Below are 21,742 nucleotides of genomic sequence, written 5' to 3'. Positions count from 1 at the left end.
CGGATTGTCCTACAAAACCGCTCTAAATCAAGCCATACAGCCTATAGCGCTGGGACGAAAATGTTGGTAATTTTCGCCCCGGTGATCACCAGGAGTTCTAATAATGAAAAAAGTAATGCTCAAAACCACCCTTAGCCTCGCCGTTACCTTGGCATCCACCCAGATTTTCGCAAGTGGCTTCGCCATCAACGAACAAAGCATCAGCGGGATGGGTACAGGTTTTGCCGGGCGATCTTCCTCTGCCGATGACGCAAGCACCATTTTTGGCAACCCTGCCGGCATGTCGCGCCTCAAGCGCGAACAAGTCACCGGCGGTGCTGCATTTCTCGATGCACATACCGATATCAGCGACGCCCGCGGCAGCCGTGGTGGCAGCAATGACGGCGACATGGTTCCCTTCATCGCTGTTCCTATGGGCTACTATGTCAAGCCAATCGACGACAATTGGGCATTCGGTGTCGGTGTATACGCCCCGTTTGGCCTCGTAACCGATTACGAAAATAACTTCGCCGGCCGTTACTTCGGCAGCAAGAGCGAAGTCAAAATCGTCACACTTCAGCCTACCGTCAGCTATGCCTTCAATGACAAGGTGTCGATCGGTTTCGGTCCGACCATCAACCGCATTGACGGCAAGCTGGAATCGAGCCTTAACATTTCGCCAAGCCCGCTCGCTCCGGACGGCCAGGTCAAAATCAAAGGTGACGACACCGCACTGGGTTACAACGTCGGCATCCTGGTTCAAGCCACCGACAGCACTCGCGTCGGTCTGACCTACCACTCGAAAGTGAAGTACAAGCTCGAGGGTGACACCAAGGTCAACTACAGCGTGCTCGCCACCCTGGGTCAAAACCCAAACCAGAAGTACGACGCCTCGCTGGACATCACCACGCCTGAGTCGGTGGACTTTTCGGTCACTCACCAACTGGACGACCAATGGACTCTCTACGCAGGCAGCACCTGGACTCGCTGGAGCCGCCTGAAAGAAATCAGCGTTGAGAACAGTGGCGTTCCTGCTGCACTTAACAGCCGTTTTGGCACAATCAGCGAAGAGCAAAACTGGCACGACACCTGGGCTCACGCCATCGGTGCTGCCTACCAGGTGAACAAGCAGTGGGTCCTGCGTACCGGTTTCTCGGTTGACCAGGCACCGACAAACAACGAAAACCGCTCCCCACGCATTCCGACTGGCGATCGCAAGATTTTCAGCCTGGGCGCCGGTTGGAGCCCAACGGATGACCTGACCATCGACGTTGCGTATTCGTACCTGGTCGAAGAGTCGGTCAAGGTCAATGACAACAACGGCCGCCAGACCTATACCGCCAAGTATGAAAACTCGGCGAACGGTCTGGGTATCGGTGCGACCTACCGCTTCTGATGATGCCCGGCGGGCCTGAACCACTCGCCGCCTGAATCAAAAAAGCCCCGCGCTCTTGTACAGAGGCGGGGCTTTTTCGTGGGTGTAGGTAAAGACGAGTGGCCCCTGAATGAACGCGGCGCCCTTGCGTTTTTCGCGAGCAGGCTCGCTCCTACAGAGAAACGTCGATCAGGGTTGGGACGCCAAGGCTTTTTCCACGGCGGCGATGAACTCGGGATCGTCGGGTTTGGTCAGGCTGGAGAAATTGGCGATCACCTTGCCCTTGCGATCGACCACGTACTTATAGAAATTCCACTTTGGCGCATCACTTTGGGCCGCGAGGACCTGGAACAGATGAGTCGCGTCGTCACCGCGAACTTTCTGCGGTTCGGTCATGGTGAAGGTCACGCCGTAGTTCACGTAGCACACCTTGGCGGTTTCCTCGCCGTCCTTCGACTCCTGCTTGAAGTCATTGGAAGGCACACCGATCACCTCCAGACCCTGCGCCTTGTAACGCTTATTCAGCGCCTCTAGACTTTTGAACTGTGGTGCAAAGCCGCAGAAGCTCGCGGTATTGACCACCACCAATGGTTTGCCGGCAAAGCGCTGGCACAGGTCGATGGATTCCTTGGCCCGCAGCTTGGGCAACGAACCTTGCAAAAGCTCCGGGCACTCGGCGGCGTGCGCCAGTCCGGTGAACGCCATCAGTAACGCGGGAACGGCAAGCCAGCGCATCAGCATGTCCATGCATCCTTGAGAAGTCTTCTGAAACGAACTTACTCGCCCTCGCCGCTTGCTAGCAAGCGCCCATGCCCAATTGCATCAGCGCCAGCCCGCCCCGTTGCCAGCCCCACCACACCAGGGCCAGCAGTAAAGCGCCGCCCGCGACCACGGCAATGCGCGGCCAAAGACTGTTCATGTCGCGTTCATCTGGGTTTGCAGGCGCGCCACCGGCCGCTCACGCACCGGCCAGTTCAAGGCTGCGGCCAACAGACTCAAGAGAATTGCTACCTGCCAGATCAAGTCATAGCTCCCGGTTCGGTCATACACCACCCCACCCAACCAGCCGCCAAGGAACGAGCCGAGCTGGTGGAACAGGAAAACGATACCGCCGAGCATGGACAGATTTCGCACGCCAAACAAGGTCGCCACCGTGCCGTTGGTCAATGGCACCGTCGACAGCCACAAAAAGCCCATCGCCATGCCGAACAGATAAGCGGTGGTCGTGGTGACCGGCGCCCACAGGAACAGCACAATCACCACCGCCCGCAGCAAATACAGGCCCGTGAGCAGGCGAGGCTTGGACATCCGCCCGCCGAGCCAGCCCGCCGTGTAGGTACCGAAGATATTGAACAGGCCGATCAGCGCCAGCACGGTCGTGCCGACAGAGGCCGGAAGGTGCTGATCCACCAGATACGCCGGCAGATGCACGCCGATGAACACGACCTGGAAACCGCAGACGAAAAAGCCGAACGCCAGTAGCCAGAACCCCGAATGAGAACAGGCTTCGCGCAGTGCTTCGGAAAGGGTCTGCTCATGACCCAGAACCGGCAACGGCTTATCCTTGAGCATGCTCACCAGCGGCACGATCAGCGCAACCAACAGGCCCAGCACCAGCAATGCCGCCGACCAGCCGAGCCAGCCGATCAACCCCAGCGTACCCGGCAACATCGCGAACTGGCCGAACGAACCGGCAGCACTGGCGATGCCCATGCCCATGCTGCGTTTCTCCGGTGGCACCGCGCGGCCAACCACGCCGAGGATCACCGAGAACGACGTGCCCGACAGGCCGATACCGATCAACAGGCCTGCGCTCAGGGACAAGGTCACCGCCGAATCGGACAGGCCCATGAACACCAGCCCCAAGGCGTAGAGCACGCCACCGACCAGCACGACTTTCGCCGCGCCAAAGCGGTCGGCCAGCGCGCCGGTGAACGGCTGCGCCAAGCCCCAGATCAGGTTCTGCAAGGCGATGGCGAACGCAAACGTCTCGCGCCCCCAGCCGAACTCGGCACTCATCGGCGCCAGAAACAGCCCGAAGCCATGTCGCACGCCCAGAGACAACGCAAGGATCAGCGCACTCCCCACCAGAACCCAACCGCAAGTACGCCACATCGATGTCATTTCTTATTCTCCGGTAGCGGGTATATACCCGCTTAAGATCGGAAAAACTGGCGTCAGGCCAGTTCGTCCAGCAGCTTCAGCAAAATTTCGCGTTTTTCGGCGCCCAGACGATCCACCAGTCTTTGTTGCGCCGCCTCCCAGGCCGGCAGGGCCGCCGTCAGGCGCTGCGCACCGGCCTCGGTGAGCTTGACGATGCGATTGCGCATGTCTTCGCCCTCGACCAGCATGACCAGGCCTTCGCCCTCCAGCACCCGCAGATTGCGCCCGAGGGTGCTGCGGTCCAGACCCATGGCTTCGGCCAGGGTGGAAATGCTCGGTTCATTCAGGCGCTGCAGATTGCACAGCAAAGAATACTGGGCAACGTTGATCCCGAAGCCGTCGAGAGCGCCGTCGTAATGCCTGCTGACGCCACGGGCGGCGCGTCGCAGGTTGATGCATAAACATTGGGAATCGAGCATGGTGCGTGTATATACCCGCGAGTGTGTTAAATCAAGTTACAAGTGTCTGTAAGACCGCTATCGCGAGCAGGCTCGCTCCCACATTGGAATGCGATCCTCTGTAGGAGTGAGCCTGCTCGCGATAGCGGTCCAACACCAAAACATAAACATCAGGCCAGTGCCAAACCCACCAGCACCGCCACCTCCAGCAACTCCAGCAGCGCCCCCGCCGTATCGCCCGTCGCACCGCCCAATCGCCGGACCATCACCTGCCGCAACCAGACGAAAGCCAGCACAGCCAACACCACCGCCAAGACACCGCTGAGCCCGGCGATCAACACACAACCCAGCACACTGACCGCCAGCACCTGCTTGCCCGCCGTACGCGGAAGATGATCCGCCAGCGCCTGCCCCAAGCCACCCGCCCGCACATAAGGCGTGGTCAGGAACAAACCCAACAACGCGCTACGGCCAATCAACGGAACGATGATCAACAGAACACCATGCTGTTGCTCGATCAACGCCAGCAACGCAGCGAACTTGAGCAGCAACACCAGCACCAGCGTGACCACCGCCATCGGGCCGCTGCGCGGATCCTTCATGATCGTCAGCGTCCGCTCGCGGTCACCAAAACCACCGAGCCACGCATCGGCGCTGTCGGCCAGGCCATCGAGGTGCAAGGCGCCACTGAGCAAGACCCAAACGCTCAACAACAGCGCTGCGTGCAACAGCAGCGGCGTACCGAGCAACAGCCCATTCACCGCCCACAAAATGACGCCGAACAGCAATCCCACCAGCGGATAAAACAACAGCGAGCGGCCCAGCTCCTGGGGTGCCGGCATGCCCGGCAGACGAATCGGCAGGCAGCTGAGAAATTGCAGGGCGATCCAGAACGGCAACATGATCAGCGCACTTCCTTGAGAACAACGCCGGCTTCGACGCTCAACGAAAACAGCGCACCGTGACCGACTTCAACGTTGAGCAACTGCTCCCGAGGCAATCCCCGCGCCTGCGCCAACAGTAAACGCATGACGCCGCCATGACTGATCAGCAACACCCGCTCGCCGGCGTAGGCCGCGTGCAATCTGTCGACCGCCGCCAATACCCGCGTCGAAAAGTCCTCGACCCGCTCGCCTTGAGGCGGCGTAAAGGAATACGGATCGGCCCAGAACAGACCCAGCGCCTCGGCATCGGTGTCCATCAGCGCGGCGGCGCTCTGCCCTTCCCAGGCGCCAAAGTGCAGCTCCTGCAGATCTTTATCCAGTTGCACCGGCAACCCCAGTTGCGACCCGAGCTCCGCGGCGAACCGCGCGCAGCGTTGCAACGGCGAACTGATCAAACGGTCCCACGGACCTTGCTCGATCACCGCCGCGCGCATCTGCGCCCAACCCGCATCGGTCAGTGCATCGTCGAGGCTTCCACGCAGGCCGCCACCGAGTTCGGTTTCGCCGTGGCGCAACAGGTCCAGGCGCAAGGTCATGCCGGGCGATCCGCCACGGCTGCTTCGGCGAATGTCGCCATCTGCCCGTGAAGGTCGCAGGCCAGGCGCAACAACGGCACGGCCAATGCGGCACCACTGCCCTCGCCCAGGCGCAGGCCGAGTTCCAGCAAAGGCTCGGCGTGCAAGGCTTCCAGTACGTGGTGATGGCCTGGCTCCGCGCCGCGATGCCCGAACAACAGCCACTGCCGGCACTCGGGATTCAGACGCACCGCGACCAACGCGGCGACGCTGCAAATGAAACCGTCCACCAGCACCGCGACGCCTTCCTGGGCACACGCCAGGTAGGCACCGACCAATGCGGCGATTTCAAATCCGCCGAGGTTGAACAAGGCTTGCAGCGCGTCGTCACGCTGCGCACTGTGCAGAGCCAAAGCGCGCTCGATCACCTGGGCTTTATGGCTGACACCCGCCGCATTCAGGCCGGTGCCCGGCCCGGTCAGGTGCACCACCGGGCAATCCAGCAACGCACAGGCCAACGCGCTGGCCGCGGTGGTATTGCCGATGCCCATCTCACCACCGATGAACAACTGAGCACCGGCCGCGAGGGCACGTTGCACACTGGCGCGCCCGGCCTGCAAGGCCTGTTCGCCCTGAGCCTGAGTCATGGCCGGGCCTTCGACAAAATTCGCGGTGCCCGCGCCGATGTTCAGATGGCGCACGCCCGGCAGATTCAACGACGGCGTCACCGTGCCGAGGTCGACCACTTCGAGGGACGCCCCGAGCTGGCGCGCCAACACACTGATCGCCGCGCCACCGTTGACGAAGTTGTGCAGCATCTGCCCGGTGACTTCCTGGGGAAACGCCGACACGCCTTCGGCGACGACACCGTGGTCACCGGCAAAAATCGCGATCCACAGCTGATCCAGGCTCGGCTTCACTTGCCCCTGCAATCCGGCCAATTGCACCGCCACCGACTCGAGCCGACCGAGGGAGCCGGCGGGTTTGGTCAGCTGCTGCTGACGTGCTTCGGCCTGTTCGATCGCGTGGGCGTCGATCGGCTTGCACGGGTTCAGCCACCAGGTTTGAGTCATAACGCAGTTCCTTTCAAAGTCAGGGGCAGGCCGGCGACGGTCAGGACGACTCGCTGACAGCGCTCGGCCAAGGCTTGATGCAGCCAACCGGCTTCATCGACATAGCGGCGAGTCAATTCGCCCAGCGGCACGACACCCATTCCGGTCTCGTTGCTGACAAAAATGATTTCACCCGGCAGTTCAGCCAGGCAGTCCAGCAGGGCTTCGCGTTCGGCGGCCAGCCGCTCGTTGTCGTCGAGCATCAGCAGATTGGTCATCCACAGGGTCAGGCAATCCACCAGCAGGCAGCGGTCGGCGTGAGCGGTTTCACGCAGGATGCGGGCGAGTGCCACCGGTTCTTCGATCAACGCCCACTCGGCTGGGCGACGGGCGCGGTGATGGGCGACCCGCTCGTTCATTTCACCGTCCAGGGGTTGGCTGGTGGCGATGTAAGTCACCTGGAGCTGGCTGTCGGTGGCCAGTTTTTCGGCCAGGCGGCTTTTGCCGGAACGGGCGCCGCCGAGGATCAGTTGCAGCATGGTTCATAACCTCTTGATTGGCGGTGAAGCGACTGGCGCTTTCGCGAGCAGGCTCGCTCCCACAGGGGAATTGCATTGATCACAAAATGGAGTTACACCCTGGCCCCAATGTGGGAGCGAGCCTGCTCGCGAAGGCGTCCTGAAACACACCTCAAATCCCGCAGAGCTGACGCAGCAGCGCGGTATCCAGATGCTTCTCCACCAGATCCGCCAACCGCTCGATATCCCGCTCGCGCAGCGCGTGGTAATCCACTTCCTGCACATCCCGCAAACCCGCCCAGCGCAATAACGCACTGCACGCCGCCGGCGATTCGAACAAGCCATGCAGATAAGTGCCGAAAATTTGCCCGTCGAGGCTCTGCGCACCATCGCATCGGCCATCGTCCAGCTGCACGGCGGCCTGTTCCAGCGCTGGCCCGGTGGTCACGCCGGCATGGATTTCATAACCGCTGACTTCGGCATCTTCCAGCGCCAGGCGTCCGCGCACATTACGCAATTGCTTGTCTGCTTCGAGCTGCGTTTCGAACGCCAGCAAACCCAGCCCCGGGCTGGTCCCCGGCGCGCCTTCGAGACCCAGCGGGTCGTGCACCTGTTCGCCGAGCATTTGCAGGCCACCGCAAATTCCCAGCACTTTGCCGCCGTAGCGCAGATGGCGGGAGATGGCGGTTTCCCAGCCGTTGGCGCGCAGGTACGCGAGGTCGCTGCGCACGCTTTTCGAGCCGGGAAGAATGATCAGGTCGGCGGGCGGGATCGGCTGGCCGGGGCCGACAAATTGCAGGTCGACTTGCGGGTGCAGGCGCAGCGGATCGAAATCGGTGTGGTTGCTGATGCGTGGCAGCACCGGCACCACCACTTTCAGCACCTGATCGGCCTTATCGGTCTGACGCTGATCGATGCCGTCCTCGGCCTCAAGGTGCAGGTCCATCACATAGGGCAACACGCCGATCACCGGTTTGCCGGTGCGCGCTTCCAGCCAGTCGAGGCCCGGCTGCAGCAAGGCAATGTCGCCACGAAAACGGTTGATGATGAACCCTTTGACCCGCGCCTGTTCGCTCGGCGACAACAGTTCCAGGGTGCCCACCAGATGCGCGAACACTCCGCCGCGATTGATGTCGGCAATCAGCACCACCGGGCAATCCACCGCCTCGGCGAACCCCATGTTGGCGATGTCGCCGGCGCGCAGGTTGATCTCTGCCGGCGAGCCGGCGCCCTCGACCATGACCACTGGATAGGCCGCGCTCAACCGTTCATGGGAAGCCAGCACCGCTTGCATGGCGACGGCCTTGTAGTCGTGATACGCAACCGCGTTCATGGTCGTGACAGCACGACCATGAATGATCACTTGTGCGCCGGTGTCGCTGTTGGGCTTGAGCAGCACCGGGTTCATGTCGGTGTGCGGTTCAAGGTTGGCCGCCTGGGCCTGTACCGCTTGCGCGCGGCCAATCTCGCCACCGTCGGCGGTCACGGCACTGTTGAGCGCCATGTTCTGCGGTTTGAACGGCACGACGCGCACGCCCTGCCGCGTGACCCAGCGACACAGCGCCGTCACCAGCGTGCTTTTACCGGCGTCGGAGGTGGTGCCTTGCACCATCAGCGTGGTCATCGGGTTTCCTTGGCAAAGGCGTCGAACGCCTGATCGAGCCGGACCCAGTCGGCTTCTTCGCCAGGCAAACCGAATCGCAGGCTGCTGTTGTGGGTGAACAGTCGCAGCAAAATGCCGCGCCGGGCCATGAACTCATGCAGTTCTTCCGCGCGCTCGGTCACCAGCCATTGAAACAACGCGCAGCCGCCTTGAGGTTTGAAACCGTGGGCTTCCAGCAGCAACGCCAGACGTTCGCTGGCCTGTTCGGTGCGCGCCCGTTGCCTGGCGTGCCCTTCGGTATCCTGCAGACAGGCCTGCCCCAGCACGCGGGTCGGGCCGCTGACTGCCCAGGGACCGACTTGTTCGGCGAGCAGTTTGAGCAACTTGCGCTCCGCCAGCACAAACCCCAGGCGCGCCCCGGCCAGGCCGAAGAACTTGCCGAAGGAACGCAACACGATCAAGCCGACCTGATGGGCACAGGGCGCCAGACTCAGCTGCGGCGTGTTGTCCATGAACGCCTCGTCCACCACCAGCCAGCCACCGCGCTGGGCCAGCCGCGAATGCCAGCCGAGCAAGCGACTTGGTGTCAGGCTCAGGCCCGTAGGGTTGTTCGGGTTGACCACCACCAGCACGTCGAGGCTGTCGAGGAAGAAGTCGACTTCCTGCTCCAGCACTTCGCGCACGATGTAGCCGTTGCGGCGCCAGGCCTCGGCGTGCTCGGCGTAACACGGCGACAACACGCCGACCTTGCCGACCCGACGCAGGCGCGGCAGCAACTGGATGGCCATTTGCGAACCGGCCACCGGCAGCACTTGCGCCGCGCCGTAGTACTCGCAGGCGGCCTGCTCAAGACCATCGTCGGTTTCCGGCAAGCGCGCCCAGGCACGCGACGGAATCTCCGGGACCGGAAACGGCCAGGGCGCGAGGCCGCTGGACAGGTCGAGCCAATCGGCTTCGGCGATGCCGTGTTCGAGCGCGGCCTTGCGCAACCGTCCACCGTGTTCAAGCATAGAATTCCGCTCCCACGCAGAGAATCAGCAGCCATAACCATACCCCGCGCTGGACCAATTGCCAGCCGCGGTCGATGGAGTCGGCGTCCGCCGGCACGCCTTCACCGAGTGGCGGACGCTGATGCAGTTCACCGTGATAAATCGCCGCTCCGCCCAGCTCGACACCCAGCGCACCGGCACCGGCAGCCATCACCGGACCGGCGTTCGGGCTGTCCCAGGTCGGGCCTTGTGAACGCCAGCATTTCAGGGCGAGTCGGGTTTTACCCAGCAGCGCGTAGGTCAATGCCACCAGCCGCGCAGGAATGTAGTTGAGCACGTCGTCGATTTTCGCCGCGGCCCAACCGAAACGTTCGAAGCGTTCGTTGCGATAACCCCACATCGCATCCAGTGTGTTGCTCAAGCGATAGAGCACCACGCCGGGCGCACCGGCCACGGCAAACCAGAACAGCGCGGCGAAGACCGCGTCGCTGCCGTTCTCCAGCACTGATTCGGTGGCGGCGCGGGCGACTTCGGTTTGATCCAGTTCGCTGGTCTGGCGGCTGACCAGGTAACCGACACGCTTGCGCGCTTCCTCCAGATCATCGCTGCGCAGCGCCTTGGCGACGGGCTCGACATGCTCACCGAGACTGCGCAGGCCGAGGGCACAATAGAGCGCGAGAATCTCGACGATCCAGCCAACGTAAGGCGCCCAGGAAAATGCCGTGGCGAGCAAGGTCAGCGGCACGACCGCGATCACCCAGGCAGTGACGCCGTGACTGCGCCAGCCGCGACCGCCGCCGTTGAAACGTTGCTCGATGCGATCGGCAAAACGGCCGAACGCCACCAGCGGATGCCAGCGTTTGGGTTCACCCAGCAGCGCATCCAGCGCAACTGCGGCGACACTCAACAACGCCACACTCATTGACTCACTCCCCAATAATTTTCATACAGCAATTCACTGAGCGGACGCGCTTGCGCCCAGCCTTCGAGTACCAGCATCGGCGCCGGATAGAATTCCTTGACCGGCCCCAGGCAAAGAATCGCCAACGGCTTGGCCCCGGCGGGCAATCCCAGCAGATCGGCCAGGGCTTGCGGCTCGAACAGGGACACCCAGCCCATGCCGAGTCCTTCGGCACGGGACGCCAGCCACAGGTTCTGGATCGCGCAGGACAACGAGGCCATGTCCATCTCCGGCAAGGTGCGACGGCCGAAGATGTGGCGCTCGCGATCGTCCATCAACGCGGCGACCAGCACTTCCGCGCAGTCGTTGATGCCTTCGACTTTGAGTTTCATGAATTCGTCAGTGCGCTCGCCGAGGGCCTCGGCGGTGCGGATGCGTTCTTCTTCAACCAGCGACTGGATCTTGCCGCGCAGTTCGCGGTTGCTGATGCGCAGGAACCGCCACGGCTGCATCAAACCGACGCTCGGCGCCTGGTGCGCGGCTTCGAGCAGACGCCGCAACAGCTCCGGCTCGACGGTGCCGCCGCTGAAGTGGCGCATGTCGCGGCGTTCGGCGATGGCTCTGTAGACCGCTGCGCGTTCGGCTTCAGGGAATGCGTTGTCGGTCATGGCCTCTTCGCGAGCAGGCTCGCTCCTACAGGGTTTAGGTGATCAACTGTGGGAGCGAGCCTGCTCGCGATGGCGTCCCTGTGGTCAGGCGCAAAAAGCGCGGCGATCGCGTTCGGATTCGACGGAAAATAAAAGTGCACGTAGGAAGCCGTCATCCGCCCCTCACGGTAAACCGCCTCCGCCCCGCGCCCGCCATTCGGGCTCAGGCCACGGGCAATCGGCTCAAGTTGGGTGCTGGTCAACGAATGGTGATAGGTATGTCCGCGCAACGAACCTTCCGGCAATTCGACCGCTTGCAACGCCAGCGCCGCCAGCCGTTTCTGCATCACCGCATCACCGGCCAGCAAACCGACCAGTTCCGCCCGCGTGCCTTCGACATCGGTCAGCGAGTCGAGCAAATACAACATGCCGCCACACTCGGCCAGCAACGGTTTGCCCGCCGCGTGATGAGCGCGGATGGCGTCGAGCATTGGCGTGTTCCGGGACAGCGCAACATGGTGCAGTTCCGGGTAGCCGCCCGGCAGATAGAGGCTGTCAGCCTCCGGCAGTTGCGTGTCGCGGATCGGCGAGAAGAAGGACAGTTCGGCGCCCATGGCTCGCAGTAAGTCCAGGCTCGCGCCGTAGGTGAACGCGAACGCTTCGTCGCGGGCCACGGCAATTCGAACGCCGGCGAGCAACGGCTCGGCAGCGATCACTTCCGGAGCGGCGAATTCCACGGGCGGCGGCAGTGTGACGTCGCAGCTGTTGGCCAGTGAGTCGGCCGCCGCATCGAGGCGCAGATCAAGGTCGTTCAACTCGCTGGCCTGAACCAGGCCGAGGTGCCGGCTCGGCAGTTCGATCCCGGTTTCCCGGGACAACGCGCCGTACCAACGCAAGCCTTCAGTCAGGCTGCCTTCGAGCAACTGCGCATGGCGCAAGGTGCCGACGCGGTTGGCCAACACGCCGGCGAACGGCAAGTCCGGCTGATATTTCGCCAGCCCCAACGCCAGCGCGCCGAAGGTCTGCGCCATCGCCGTGCCGTCGATCACGCCGAGCACCGGCACACCGAAGTGCCGCGCCAGATCGGCACTGGACGGCGTGCCGTCGAACAGGCCCATGACACCTTCGATCAGAATCAGGTCGGCTTCTGCGGCGGCTTCCCACAACAGCCGGCGACTTTCCTGCTCGCCGACCATCCACATGTCCAGTTGATACACCGGCGCACCGCTGGCGCGCTCGAGAATCATCGGGTCGAGAAAGTCCGGGCCGCATTTGAACACGCGCACCTTGCGCCCCTGATTGCGATGCAAACGGGCCAACGCGGCGGTGACGGTGGTCTTGCCCTGACCGGAGGCCGGCGCGGCGATCAGCACCGCCGGGCAATGACGTGGTTGACTCACAGTTCGACGCCTTTTTGCGCTTTGATTCCGGCCTGGAACGCGTGCTTGATCATGCCCATTTCGGTGACGGTGTCGGCCAGCTCGATCATCTCCGGTTTGGCGCCGCGACCGGTGACCACCACGTGCTGCATCGGTGGACGGGCCTGCAAGTCACTGAGCACCTGATCGAGGTCGAGGTAACCGTGCTTGAGGGCGATGTTCAACTCGTCGAGCACCACCAGGCCGATCGACGGGTCGCGCAGCAGTTCGCGGGATACTGCCCAGGCCGCTTCGGCGGCGGCGATGTCACGCTGGCGATCCTGGGTTTCCCAAGTGAAGCCTTCGCCCATCACATGAAAACGCACCTGCTCCGGGAAGCGTCGGAAGAACAGTTCTTCGCCGGTGCTATTGCGGCCCTTGATGAACTGCACCACGCCACACTGCATGCCGTGGCCCATCGAACGGGCGAGCATGCCGAACGCCGAGCTGCTTTTGCCTTTGCCATTGCCGGTCAGCACCAGCAGCAGGCCGCATTCATTCGGCGAGTTGGCGATGCGCTCGTCGATCACGGCTTTTTTGCGCAACATGCGCGCCAGGTGGCGTTCGTCACGATCGGGGGTATCAGTCATGGGGAGCTCTCCGTTGAGGCTGGATAACGGCGGGCAGGCACAAGAATAGACGGCAAGAAGCCTGGCATCGCCCACCGTGATGCCGCTGGATGGATCAGGCCGGTCTCCGGGCTCATGAGCGGCGTTTCGCCTGACTGCGCGCCTTCCCATATCGACAGTCGACACAGTGGCTCAAGGCGCAGCCTTCACTCATTTACCGTTGCGGGGGCAGCGCCGGGATCGTGGTTGCTCATCAGTTGAACGAACACACTCACCGGCTTCCCTGTTTCACTCTGTCGACCACGGCCACAGAGCACCTGAAACAAGCCGCGAAGGTTAGAGGGTTGGGGGTGGAGCGTCAATTAAAGCCGGGACGCCGCCGGGCGAATAACTGCCGTCGGTCAACTAACTGGTGATAATCTTGTGCCACACTCCGAGCAGTGATATCAAATAGCCATAAACCCCACATCACAAGAACAAGGGTAAGCCGTATGCAAGGCATGATCATCAGCAATCCGAAGCTGGAATTCCTGCGGCCGGTACTGGAACGCTGGTTTGACTGTATCGACCGCTACAACGCCGTGCGCGGCGATAACGACACGCCTTACTGGTACGACGAAAAAGCCAACCTCGGGCTGCTCTCGGCGGCGGCGTGGATGGCGGAGATGGTTACGCTGCAAAGCACATCGACCCGCAAGCAGAACGAGGAAGGCGAACGCAATGCCCGCGCCGACCTGTTCATCGCTAGCACCGAAGAACGCGCTTACCTTCAGGCCACCCAGCGCTGGCCGCGGGTCAATAACCTGAACCTGACACAGGCACTGGTGGATATCACCAGCGACGCGAAGAAAATCAGCTACGCCAGCGACCTCAAACTCGGCTGCCTGTTCGTCGCACCGCAAAAGGCCCAGCACGGCGCCACTCCTGAGGAACTCCAGGACATGGTCGACGACCTGCAAAAGGAACACTCCTGCGCGGTGGCCTGGTATTTCCCCTACGCCTATCGCAAGTTGCGCAACGAAGCGGGCAACTATCACCCTGGCATTGCCGTGTTGTTCAAGGAAGCCCGCGGCTGACCGGTTGAACCATCGCGGGCTGGCGCTTCTCTATTGATCAGGTCACTGCATTTATAGGGAAGATCAGCATGCGCAAGCCTCAGCTCGTTCTCGTCATCGCCCTCGCTGGAGGGCTCGCCGCCTGCGGTGAAACCTCCAGCCTGCAAGTCTCCGACGGCACCGGCCCGTCGCCCAAGCTGCCCGAACCGAACAAGACCCTGATCCCTACACTGAACATCGCCCCGGCGATCGGCTGGCCGGGCGGCGCGAAACCCACCGCCGCGGCCGGCACGCAGGTGGCCGCGTTTGCCGAAGGCCTCGATCACCCGCGCTGGCTCTATGTGCTGCCCAACGGCGACGTGCTGGTGGCCGAAACCAACGCGCCACCGAAACCGGATGACGGCAAAGGCGTTAGAGGCTGGGTGATGAAAAAAGTCATGGGCCGCGCCGGCGCTGCGGTCCCGAGCCCGAACCGCATTACCTTGCTGCGGGACAAGGACCACGACGGCATCGCCGAGACCCGCACGGTGTTTCTGGAAAACCTCAATTCACCGTTCGGCATGACCCTGGTCGGCAATGACCTGTATGTCGCCGACACCGATCGCTTGCTGCGTTTCCACTACGAGGAAGGCGCCACGGCCATCACGTCGCAGCCGATCAAAGTCGTTGATCTGCCGGGCGGCACGCTGAATCACCACTGGACCAAAAACGTCATCGCCAGCAAGGACGGCAGCAAGCTGTACGTGACGGTGGGCTCCAACAGTAACGTCGCTGAAAACGGCATGGACCAGGAAGAAGGTCGCGCAGCGATCTGGGAAGTGGATCGTGCCACCGGCAACCACCGCATCTTCGCCTCGGGCCTGCGAAACCCCAACGGCATGGCCTGGGAACCGCAGAGTGGCGCGTTGTGGACGGCGGTCAACGAGCGGGATGAAATCGGCAGCGACCTGGTGCCGGACTACATCACTTCGGTCAAGGACGGCGGGTTCTACGGCTGGCCGTTCAGCTATTACGGGCAGCACGTGGATATTCGCGTCGAGCCGCAGAACCCGGACCTGGTGGCCAAGGCCATTGCGCCGGACTACGCGGTCGGCCCGCACACCGCGTCGCTGGGCCTGACCTTCGCCGAAGGCAATACGTTGCCGGCGCAATTCAAGGAAGGCGCCTTCATCGGCCAGCACGGCTCGTGGAACCGCAAGCCGCACAGTGGCTACAAAGTGATTTTCGTGCCGTTCAGTGCCGGTAAACCGACCGGGAGTCCAGTGGATGTGCTCACGGGCTTCCTCAATGACGAGAAAAAAGCCATGGGCCGGCCGGTGGGCGTGGTGATCGATCGTCAGGGCGATTTGCTGGTGGCGGATGATGTGGGGAACAAGGTATGGCGGGTGTCGGCGGTTAAATAAGCCAAACACGAAACAATGTAGGAGCGAGCCTGCTCGCGATTGCGATGTGTCAGATGATTATGATGTCGGCTGACACTCCGCTATCGCGAGCAGGCTCGCTCCCACATTTAATCGGTGTCAGCGTTTGCGGCAGAGGGTTAGCCCGTCGCCCAGCGGCAACAGCGACAGATCCACACGCGAATCATCCTTCAACGCGCGGTTAAGCGCCTGGATGGCTCGCGTGTCTTCACTCTCGGAATTGCGCTCCAGCACCCGCCCGCTCCACAGCGTGTTGTCAAACACCGCCAGACCACCCACGCGCAGCAAGCACAGCGCATGCTCCAGGTAAGCCGGATAATTGGCCTTGTCGGCATCAATGAAGATCAGATCGAATTGCCCCGGCTGATCCAGCCGGCCGAGGGTTTCCAGTGCAGGCGCCAGACGCAAATCAATGCGTTCGGCCAAACCCGCCTCTTGCCAGTAACGCCGCGCAATGGCGTTGTAGTCACCGGGAATGTCACAGCAGATCAGCGAACCGTCATCCGGCAACGCCGCCGCCATGCACAAGGCGCTGTAACCGGTGAAGGTGCCGACTTCCAGCACACACCTGGCGCCGGTGAGCTTCACCAGCAAGGCGAGGAACTGCCCCTGCTCCGGCGCCACCTGCCAGCGCGCCATCGGCAGCGCCTGGGTTTCATCGCGCAAACGCTTGAGCAGCGGCGTTTCCCTCAGGGAAACGTCGAGCAGGTACTGATACAGGGAATCGTCGAGATTGAGCGATCGAGCGGTCATGACAACCTCTGCGAACTAAGGGTTGCGCGCCAGATGCTCAGGTTGCAGAACACGCTTGGCGCTCAGGTAGGCTTTCTGCCAATACGCCTTGGACAGGCTGTCGAGCTTTACCGTGCCGCCAGTGGCCGGCGCGTGGACGAAGCGACCTTCGCCGACATAGATCCCGGCGTGACTGACCTGGGAGCCGCCATTGGTGGCGAAGAAAACCAGGTCGCCGGTTTGCAGGCCTTCCTTGCCGACATCGGCCGCCTGCATGCTGATCATCTCGCGGGTGGTGCGCGGCAGAGCGATGCCGGTGACATCACGGTAGACGTAACCGATCAGCCCGCTGCAATCAAATCCGGAATCCGGCGTGTTGCCGCCCCAGCGATAAGGCGTGCCGACCAGACCCAGCGCGCGAAACAGCACGTCTTCCGCTTCAGGCGAAAAGGGTTGCGAGGAGTTGAAGACAATCGGGGCTCGAACCACCGGCGCAGGCGGTGGCGTACGGCTGGCGCAGGCGCTGAGCAGCGCGGCGAAGAACATGATTGCGAGGCGGGCCGACATCGTCATCTGCAGAACATCCTGATCTGGCTGCGGCTTTTTTCTGCCGACAGGGCAGAAAAGAAAACCGCCTGCGCAGGACGCAGGCGGTTTGCCATCAATAATAGATCGGATTCTAGCGGCTATACGCCAAACTTCAAGTAAGACTTTAACTTCGCCTTACAAACTGTCCGCCTACTCCCTTGCGGAGAAGCGGTTGTCGCCACAAAGGTGGCGACAACAGGAAGATTTACTTGCGCGCCGTGACTACGGTCGGAGCCATCGCGAGTGCGCGCTTGGCTTCGATGAAGGTCTTGCTCCAGTAGCTGTCGCCCAGGCTATCGACCCGGACACCACCGCTTTTGCGGCTGCTGGAATGGATGAACTGGTTGTCACCGAGGTAGATACCGGCGTGACTGACACGACCGCGACGACCGTTGGTGGCGAAGAACAGAAGATCACCCGGCTTGAGAGCACTGCGAGCGACCAGCGGGGCGTTCACGTTGATCATTTCGCGAGTGGAGCGCGGCAGGTTCATGCCGGCCTCTTCACGGAACAGGTAACCGATGAAGCCGCTGCAATCAAAACCGGCTTCAGAGGTGCCGCCGAAACGGTAACGGGTACCGATCAGGGACATGCCACGTTCGAGAATGCTGTCGGCCAGAACCGGAAGCTGGTACGACTTGCCGTCGGCGAAGTCAGCCAGTTCTTTATCGGTGGCCAGCTCTTCCTGGAAAAGTACGGAAGAGGATTGCGCGGTAACTGAGTTCTTGACCTGCTGTTGCGGCGCTTGCTCGGACACTGGAGAGTGGGCAGCGCAACCGAACAACAGGGTAACGAGTGCGAGAGGCACGAGGGGTGCGAAGCGCTTTAGCATGGGCACGACCGTGGCTGATTAGTTATAAAGAAGCCGAGACTATGCCCACTATCGCTCTCATTTGCAAATTCAATCGAACTTTATGTGACTTCCCAGTTTCGGCCTGACATCTAAGCGCTTAAGCCCCATTTAGACGTTCGCGCGGCCTGCACCTGACAGGAAAGCGGATTTTCTGGCGCCTGGAATATGCCGAAACCCGCGAAAAGACTGGGTTTTACCAGCCCAGCGTCTCTTTCAGGAATGGAATGGTCAGCTTGCGCTGAGCCTGAAGAGAGGCCTGATCCAGCTGTTCAAGCAGGTCGAACGCTTGAGCAGCGGCGTTTCCCTCAGGGAAACGTCGAGCAGGTACTGATACAGGGAATCGTCGAGATTGAGCGATCGAGCGGTCATGACAACCTCTGCGAACTAAGGGTTGCGCGCCAGATGCTCAGGTTGCAGAACACGCTTGGCGCTCAGGTAGGCTTTCTGCCAATACGCCTTGGACAGGCTGTCGAGCTTTACCGTGCCGCCAGTGGCCGGCGCGTGGACGAAGCGACCTTCGCCGACATAGATCCCGGCGTGACTGACCTGGGAGCCGCCATTGGTGGCGAAGAAAACCAGGTCGCCGGTTTGCAGGCCTTCCTTGCCGACATCGGCCGCCTGCATGCTGATCATCTCGCGGGTGGTGCGCGGCAGAGCGATGCCGGTGACATCACGGTAGACGTAACCGATCAGCCCGCTGCAATCAAATCCGGAATCCGGCGTGTTGCCGCCCCAGCGATAAGGCGTGCCGACCAGACCCAGCGCGCGAAACAGCACGTCTTCCGCTTCAGGCGAAAAGGGTTGCGAGGAGTTGAAGACAATCGGGGCTCGAACCACCGGCGCAGGCGGTGGCGTACGGCTGGCGCAGGCGCTGAGCAGCGCGGCGAAGAACATGATTGCGAGGCGGGCCGACATCGTCATCTGCAGAACATCCTGATCTGGCTGCGGCTTTTTTCTGCCGACAGGGCAGAAAAGAAAACCGCCTGCGCAGGACGCAGGCGGTTTGCCATCAATAATAGATCGGATTCTAGCGGCTATACGCCAAACTTCAAGTAAGACTTTAACTTCGCCTTACAAACTGTCCGCCTACTCCCTTGCGGAGAAGCGGTTGTCGCCACAAAGGTGGCGACAACAGGAAGATTTACTTGCGCGCCGTGACTACGGTCGGAGCCATCGCGAGTGCGCGCTTGGCTTCGATGAAGGTCTTGCTCCAGTAGCTGTCGCCCAGGCTATCGACCCGGACACCACCGCTTTTGCGGCTGCTGGAATGGATGAACTGGTTGTCACCGAGGTAGATACCGGCGTGACTGACACGACCGCGACGACCGTTGGTGGCGAAGAACAGAAGATCACCCGGCTTGAGAGCACTGCGAGCGACCAGCGGGGCGTTCACGTTGATCATTTCGCGAGTGGAGCGCGGCAGGTTCATGCCGGCCTCTTCACGGAACAGGTAACCGATGAAGCCGCTGCAATCAAAACCGGCTTCAGAGGTGCCGCCGAAACGGTAACGGGTACCGATCAGGGACATGCCACGTTCGAGAATGCTGTCGGCCAGAACCGGAAGCTGGTACGACTTGCCGTCGGCGAAGTCAGCCAGTTCTTTATCGGTGGCCAGCTCTTCCTGGAAAAGTACGGAAGAGGATTGCGCGGTAACTGAGTTCTTGACCTGCTGTTGCGGCGCTTGCTCGGACACTGGAGAGTGGGCAGCGCAACCGAACAACAGGGTAACGAGTGCGAGAGGCACGAGGGGTGCGAAGCGCTTTAGCATGGGCACGACCGTGGCTGATTAGTTATAAAGAAGCCGAGACTATGCCCACTATCGCTCTCATTTGCAAATTCAATCGAACTTTATGTGACTTCCCAGTTTCGGCCTGACATCTAAGCGCTTAAGCCCCATTTAGACGTTCGCGCGGCCTGCACCTGACAGGAAAGCGGATTTTCTGGCGCCTGGAATATGCCGAAACCCGCGAAAAGACTGGGTTTTACCAGCCCAGCGTCTCTTTCAGGAATGGAATGGTCAGCTTGCGCTGAGCCTGAAGAGAGGCCTGATCCAGCTGTTCAAGCAGGTCGAACAGCGCGCTCATGCTGCGAGTACCGCGAGTCAAAATAAAATGCCCGACTTCGTCGGTCAGGTGCAGCCCGCGACGGGATGCTCGCAGTTGCAGGGCGCGCAATTTGTCTTCGTCGGACAACGGGCGCATCTGGAAGATCAGCGCCAGGGTCAGGCGCGATTTGAGGTCCGCCAGCTTCACCGGCAACTCGCGCGGCGAAGTCGATGCCGCGATCAGCAGACGTCGGCCGCTGTCACGCAAGCGGTTGAACAGGTGGAACAACGCTTCTTCCCAATCCGCCCGACCGGCAACCGCCTGCAAATCATCCAGGCAGACCAGTTCGTATTGTTCAAGGTTGTCGAGGATTTCGGTGCCCCGGTCCAGCAGTTCGGCCAACGGCAGATACACCGCCGGCTCCCCCAGCTGTTCGAAACGCAGGCAGGCCGCCTGCAGCAGATGCGTGCGCCCTACCCCGTCCTTGCCCCAGAGATAAATCAGGCTCTCGGTCCAGCCGGCGTCGGCTTCGCAAAGCCGCTCGACATAGCCGAGTGCAGCGGCATTGGCGCCTGGGTAGTAATTGATAAAGGTGGCGTCATCACGCAGACGCACACCTAGGGGCAGCTGAATCGGTTTCATGCTGACTGAACAGTTCCAAAGGAACCGTTAGTGGCCTCTGTGTAAAGTTTGCGAAGTTTATACCCGTGACGCTGACCGCACAATGCGACAGACCATAAGCAAAATCAAAGGTTTGCGTTATCGCACCGGTTTCATGACTGTTTCTTTGGCGGCGTATGTGACAGCCGCCCGGGAGAAACGGGCCAACCTGAGGTTGAATCAGGCGGCCCGCGCAGTGCCATCGGCAAACCTTACAACTCAGGTTCGTCAGCCCCACTGTAGATATCAGAATCCTTATACAAATCATGCACATGGCGCACCAGCACCATGATCACCGCCGCCACCGGCAACGCCAGCAGGATGCCGGTAAAACCGAACAGCTCGCCACCGGCCAGAATCGCGAAGATCACCGCCACCGGGTGCAGGCCGATGCGATCGCCCACCAGCAACGGCGTCAGCACCATGCCTTCCAGTGCCTGCCCGACCATGAACACCGCGACGATGCCAATCATCGGGTACAAGTCGCCGCCAAACTGGAACAGACCGGCGATAATCGCCGCGCCAATGCCGATGACAAAGCCCATGTACGGAACGATCGCCGCAAGGCCGGCAATCATCCCGATCAGCAAGCCCAGCTCCAGCCCGACCAGCATGAGGCCTGCGGCGTAGATCACGCCCAGCGCGACCATGACCAGCAATTGCCCGCGAACGAACGCCCCCAGCACTTCATGGCACTCACCCGCCAGCGTCACCACGCGCTCTTCACGATCGCGGGGCAACAGGCTGCGGATCTTCGCCATCATCACGTCCCAGTCACGCAGCAAATAAAAGCTCACCACCGGGATCAGCACCAGATTGGCCAGCCAGCCGATCAACGCCAGACCGGAAGCAGTCGCCTGACTCAACACCACGCCGACGATGTCGGTGGTCTGCCCCATGTGCTCGCTGATGGCCGCCTTGAGCTTGTCGAACTTCCAGAAACCGTCCGACAGGCCAAATTTGGATTGCGCCCACGGCAATGCCGTGTGCTGTAGCCAGTCGAGCATCTGCGGTGCCAGCTCGTACAAACGAAACAACTGCTTGGCGAGCATCGGCACCAGCACCAGCAGCAAGGTGGTGAAGATCAGGGTGAACAGCGCAAACACCGCCACTACGCCCCAGGTTCGGGACAGACCGGCCTTTTCCAGCCGATCCACCAACGGGTCGAACAGATAGGCCAACAGCAACGCCACCAGAAACGGCGTCAGGATCGGATGCAACAGCCAGATAAACGCGCAGAGCAGAACTACTCCACCCAACCAGAACCAACGCCGCGTATCGGCCATGTACCACTCCATATGCTTCTATATAAAGAAA

At 61.5% G+C, this 21,742-nt stretch carries 24 protein-coding genes, 2 pseudogenes and 1 riboswitch; of the genes and pseudogenes, 3 read left to right on the top strand and 23 right to left on the bottom strand.

The genetic code is table 11. The annotated features are described in order from the left end of the window. Nucleotides 1-103: 103 nt before the first annotated feature. Entirely contained in the window at nt 104-1,375 is a 1,272-nt protein-coding gene (locus tag ACF6ZU_RS21075; RefSeq protein WP_392886634.1) for an OmpP1/FadL family transporter, read from the top strand. Between the two features lie 168 nt (nt 1,376-1,543). Here ACF6ZU_RS21075 and ACF6ZU_RS21070 read toward each other — a convergent pair whose 3' ends face one another. The 14 genes from ACF6ZU_RS21070 to cobO all read right to left on the bottom strand — a co-directional run bounded on the left by ACF6ZU_RS21070 (nt 1,544) and on the right by cobO (nt 13,092). Then, the gene (locus ACF6ZU_RS21070) at nt 1,544-2,095 is read right to left on the bottom strand and encodes a glutathione peroxidase (protein ID WP_392886632.1); all 552 of its coding nucleotides are present in this window, start codon (nt 2,093-2,095) and stop codon (nt 1,544-1,546) included. A 55-nt stretch (nt 2,096-2,150) separates the two neighbouring features. Continuing rightward, the gene (locus ACF6ZU_RS21065; RefSeq protein ID WP_392886630.1) at nt 2,151-2,273 is read right to left on the bottom strand and encodes a hypothetical protein; all 123 of its coding nucleotides are present in this window, start codon (nt 2,271-2,273) and stop codon (nt 2,151-2,153) included. Further along, nucleotides 2,270-3,478 carry an MFS transporter gene (locus tag ACF6ZU_RS21060; RefSeq protein ID WP_392886629.1) on the bottom strand — a complete coding sequence of 403 codons (1,209 nt, stop codon included), beginning with the start codon at nt 3,476-3,478 and terminating at the stop codon, nt 2,270-2,272. Before ACF6ZU_RS21060 ends, ACF6ZU_RS21065 begins: the two co-directional genes overlap by 4 nt. 53 nt (nt 3,479-3,531) lie before the next feature. After that, complete coding sequence (locus ACF6ZU_RS21055; RefSeq protein WP_392886627.1) at nt 3,532-3,936, bottom strand: MarR family winged helix-turn-helix transcriptional regulator; 405 nt, start codon at nt 3,934-3,936, stop codon at nt 3,532-3,534. A 149-nt stretch (nt 3,937-4,085) separates the two neighbouring features. Continuing rightward, the gene (locus ACF6ZU_RS21050) at nt 4,086-4,817 is read right to left on the bottom strand and encodes an adenosylcobinamide-GDP ribazoletransferase (RefSeq protein WP_392886626.1); all 732 of its coding nucleotides are present in this window, start codon (nt 4,815-4,817) and stop codon (nt 4,086-4,088) included. A 2-nt stretch (nt 4,818-4,819) separates the two neighbouring features. Then, nucleotides 4,820-5,395, bottom strand: coding sequence for an alpha-ribazole phosphatase family protein (gene cobC, locus ACF6ZU_RS21045; RefSeq protein WP_392886624.1), 576 nt, complete (start codon nt 5,393-5,395; stop codon nt 4,820-4,822). Next, nucleotides 5,392-6,447: a nicotinate-nucleotide--dimethylbenzimidazole phosphoribosyltransferase gene (gene cobT, locus ACF6ZU_RS21040; protein WP_392886622.1), complete on the bottom strand. Its 1,056-nt coding sequence runs from the start codon at nt 6,445-6,447 to the stop codon at nt 5,392-5,394. The genes cobC and cobT overlap by 4 nt, the downstream gene beginning before the upstream one ends. After that, complete coding sequence (cobU, locus tag ACF6ZU_RS21035; protein ID WP_392886621.1) at nt 6,444-6,965, bottom strand: bifunctional adenosylcobinamide kinase/adenosylcobinamide-phosphate guanylyltransferase; 522 nt, start codon at nt 6,963-6,965, stop codon at nt 6,444-6,446. The genes cobT and cobU overlap by 4 nt, the downstream gene beginning before the upstream one ends. A gap of 151 nt (nt 6,966-7,116) precedes the next feature. Then, a complete protein-coding gene (locus ACF6ZU_RS21030) occupies nt 7,117-8,568 on the bottom strand; it encodes a cobyric acid synthase (RefSeq protein ID WP_392886619.1) in 1,452 nt (483 codons plus the stop codon). After that, nucleotides 8,565-9,557, bottom strand: coding sequence for a threonine-phosphate decarboxylase CobD (gene cobD, locus ACF6ZU_RS21025; RefSeq protein WP_392886617.1), 993 nt, complete (start codon nt 9,555-9,557; stop codon nt 8,565-8,567). Before cobD ends, ACF6ZU_RS21030 begins: the two co-directional genes overlap by 4 nt. Next, on the bottom strand, nt 9,550-10,458 hold the full coding sequence (cbiB, locus tag ACF6ZU_RS21020; protein WP_392886615.1) for an adenosylcobinamide-phosphate synthase CbiB: 909 nt from the start codon (nt 10,456-10,458) through the stop codon (nt 9,550-9,552). The genes cobD and cbiB overlap by 8 nt, the downstream gene beginning before the upstream one ends. Continuing rightward, nucleotides 10,455-11,105: a 5,6-dimethylbenzimidazole synthase gene (bluB, locus tag ACF6ZU_RS21015; RefSeq protein WP_392886613.1), complete on the bottom strand. Its 651-nt coding sequence runs from the start codon at nt 11,103-11,105 to the stop codon at nt 10,455-10,457. Before bluB ends, cbiB begins: the two co-directional genes overlap by 4 nt. Beyond that, a complete protein-coding gene (locus ACF6ZU_RS21010) occupies nt 11,102-12,484 on the bottom strand; it encodes a cobyrinate a,c-diamide synthase (protein WP_392886611.1) in 1,383 nt (460 codons plus the stop codon). The genes bluB and ACF6ZU_RS21010 overlap by 4 nt, the downstream gene beginning before the upstream one ends. Then, entirely contained in the window at nt 12,481-13,092 is a 612-nt protein-coding gene (cobO, locus tag ACF6ZU_RS21005; RefSeq protein WP_075948452.1) for a cob(I)yrinic acid a,c-diamide adenosyltransferase, read from the bottom strand. The genes ACF6ZU_RS21010 and cobO overlap by 4 nt, the downstream gene beginning before the upstream one ends. 79 nt (nt 13,093-13,171) lie before the next feature. Further along, nucleotides 13,172-13,407, bottom strand: a riboswitch (cobalamin riboswitch). Between the two features lie 155 nt (nt 13,408-13,562). Between cobO and ACF6ZU_RS21000 the strand changes: the two genes are divergently transcribed. Both ACF6ZU_RS21000 and ACF6ZU_RS20995 read left to right on the top strand, forming a co-directional pair. Continuing rightward, the gene (locus ACF6ZU_RS21000) at nt 13,563-14,147 is read left to right on the top strand and encodes a hypothetical protein (protein ID WP_392886609.1); all 585 of its coding nucleotides are present in this window, start codon (nt 13,563-13,565) and stop codon (nt 14,145-14,147) included. A gap of 68 nt (nt 14,148-14,215) precedes the next feature. After that, nucleotides 14,216-15,529 (top strand): PQQ-dependent sugar dehydrogenase, encoded by a 1,314-nt coding sequence (locus tag ACF6ZU_RS20995; protein ID WP_392886608.1) that lies wholly within the window; start codon nt 14,216-14,218, stop codon nt 15,527-15,529. A gap of 117 nt (nt 15,530-15,646) precedes the next feature. Here ACF6ZU_RS20995 and ACF6ZU_RS20990 read toward each other — a convergent pair whose 3' ends face one another. From ACF6ZU_RS20990 to ACF6ZU_RS20950, 9 genes and pseudogenes are all read right to left on the bottom strand, one after another. After that, nucleotides 15,647-16,300, bottom strand: coding sequence for an O-methyltransferase (locus tag ACF6ZU_RS20990; protein WP_392886606.1), 654 nt, complete (start codon nt 16,298-16,300; stop codon nt 15,647-15,649). Between the two features lie 15 nt (nt 16,301-16,315). Next, nucleotides 16,316-16,852, bottom strand: a complete 537-nt coding sequence (locus ACF6ZU_RS20985) for a C40 family peptidase (protein WP_392886605.1) — start codon at nt 16,850-16,852, stop codon at nt 16,316-16,318. A gap of 220 nt (nt 16,853-17,072) precedes the next feature. Then, nucleotides 17,073-17,699, bottom strand: a complete 627-nt coding sequence (locus ACF6ZU_RS20980; RefSeq protein ID WP_392886603.1) for a C40 family peptidase — start codon at nt 17,697-17,699, stop codon at nt 17,073-17,075. Nucleotides 17,700-17,913: 214 nt separating this feature from the next. After that, a pseudogene (locus ACF6ZU_RS20975) lies at nt 17,914-18,003 on the bottom strand (DnaA regulatory inactivator Hda); the annotation flags it as partial. Further along, nucleotides 18,003-18,089: pseudogene (locus ACF6ZU_RS20970) on the bottom strand (SAM-dependent methyltransferase); the annotation flags it as partial. The pseudogenes ACF6ZU_RS20975 and ACF6ZU_RS20970, both read right to left, overlap by 1 nt. Before the next feature lie 15 nt (nt 18,090-18,104). Beyond that, a complete protein-coding gene (locus ACF6ZU_RS20965) occupies nt 18,105-18,641 on the bottom strand; it encodes a C40 family peptidase (RefSeq protein WP_392886605.1) in 537 nt (178 codons plus the stop codon). Between the two features lie 220 nt (nt 18,642-18,861). Further along, the gene (locus ACF6ZU_RS20960) at nt 18,862-19,488 is read right to left on the bottom strand and encodes a C40 family peptidase (protein WP_392886603.1); all 627 of its coding nucleotides are present in this window, start codon (nt 19,486-19,488) and stop codon (nt 18,862-18,864) included. Nucleotides 19,489-19,702: 214 nt separating this feature from the next. Next, the gene (hda, locus tag ACF6ZU_RS20955; protein WP_392886602.1) at nt 19,703-20,407 is read right to left on the bottom strand and encodes a DnaA regulatory inactivator Hda; all 705 of its coding nucleotides are present in this window, start codon (nt 20,405-20,407) and stop codon (nt 19,703-19,705) included. Between the two features lie 230 nt (nt 20,408-20,637). Further along, nucleotides 20,638-21,711: an AI-2E family transporter gene (locus ACF6ZU_RS20950; RefSeq protein WP_392886601.1), complete on the bottom strand. Its 1,074-nt coding sequence runs from the start codon at nt 21,709-21,711 to the stop codon at nt 20,638-20,640. Nucleotides 21,712-21,742 lie beyond the last annotated feature (31 nt).

The organism is Pseudomonas migulae (assembly GCF_043225285.1).
Classification (GTDB): domain Bacteria; phylum Pseudomonadota; class Gammaproteobacteria; order Pseudomonadales; family Pseudomonadaceae; genus Aquipseudomonas; species Aquipseudomonas migulae_C.
This window is presented reverse-complemented; position numbering and strand designations above follow the sequence as displayed.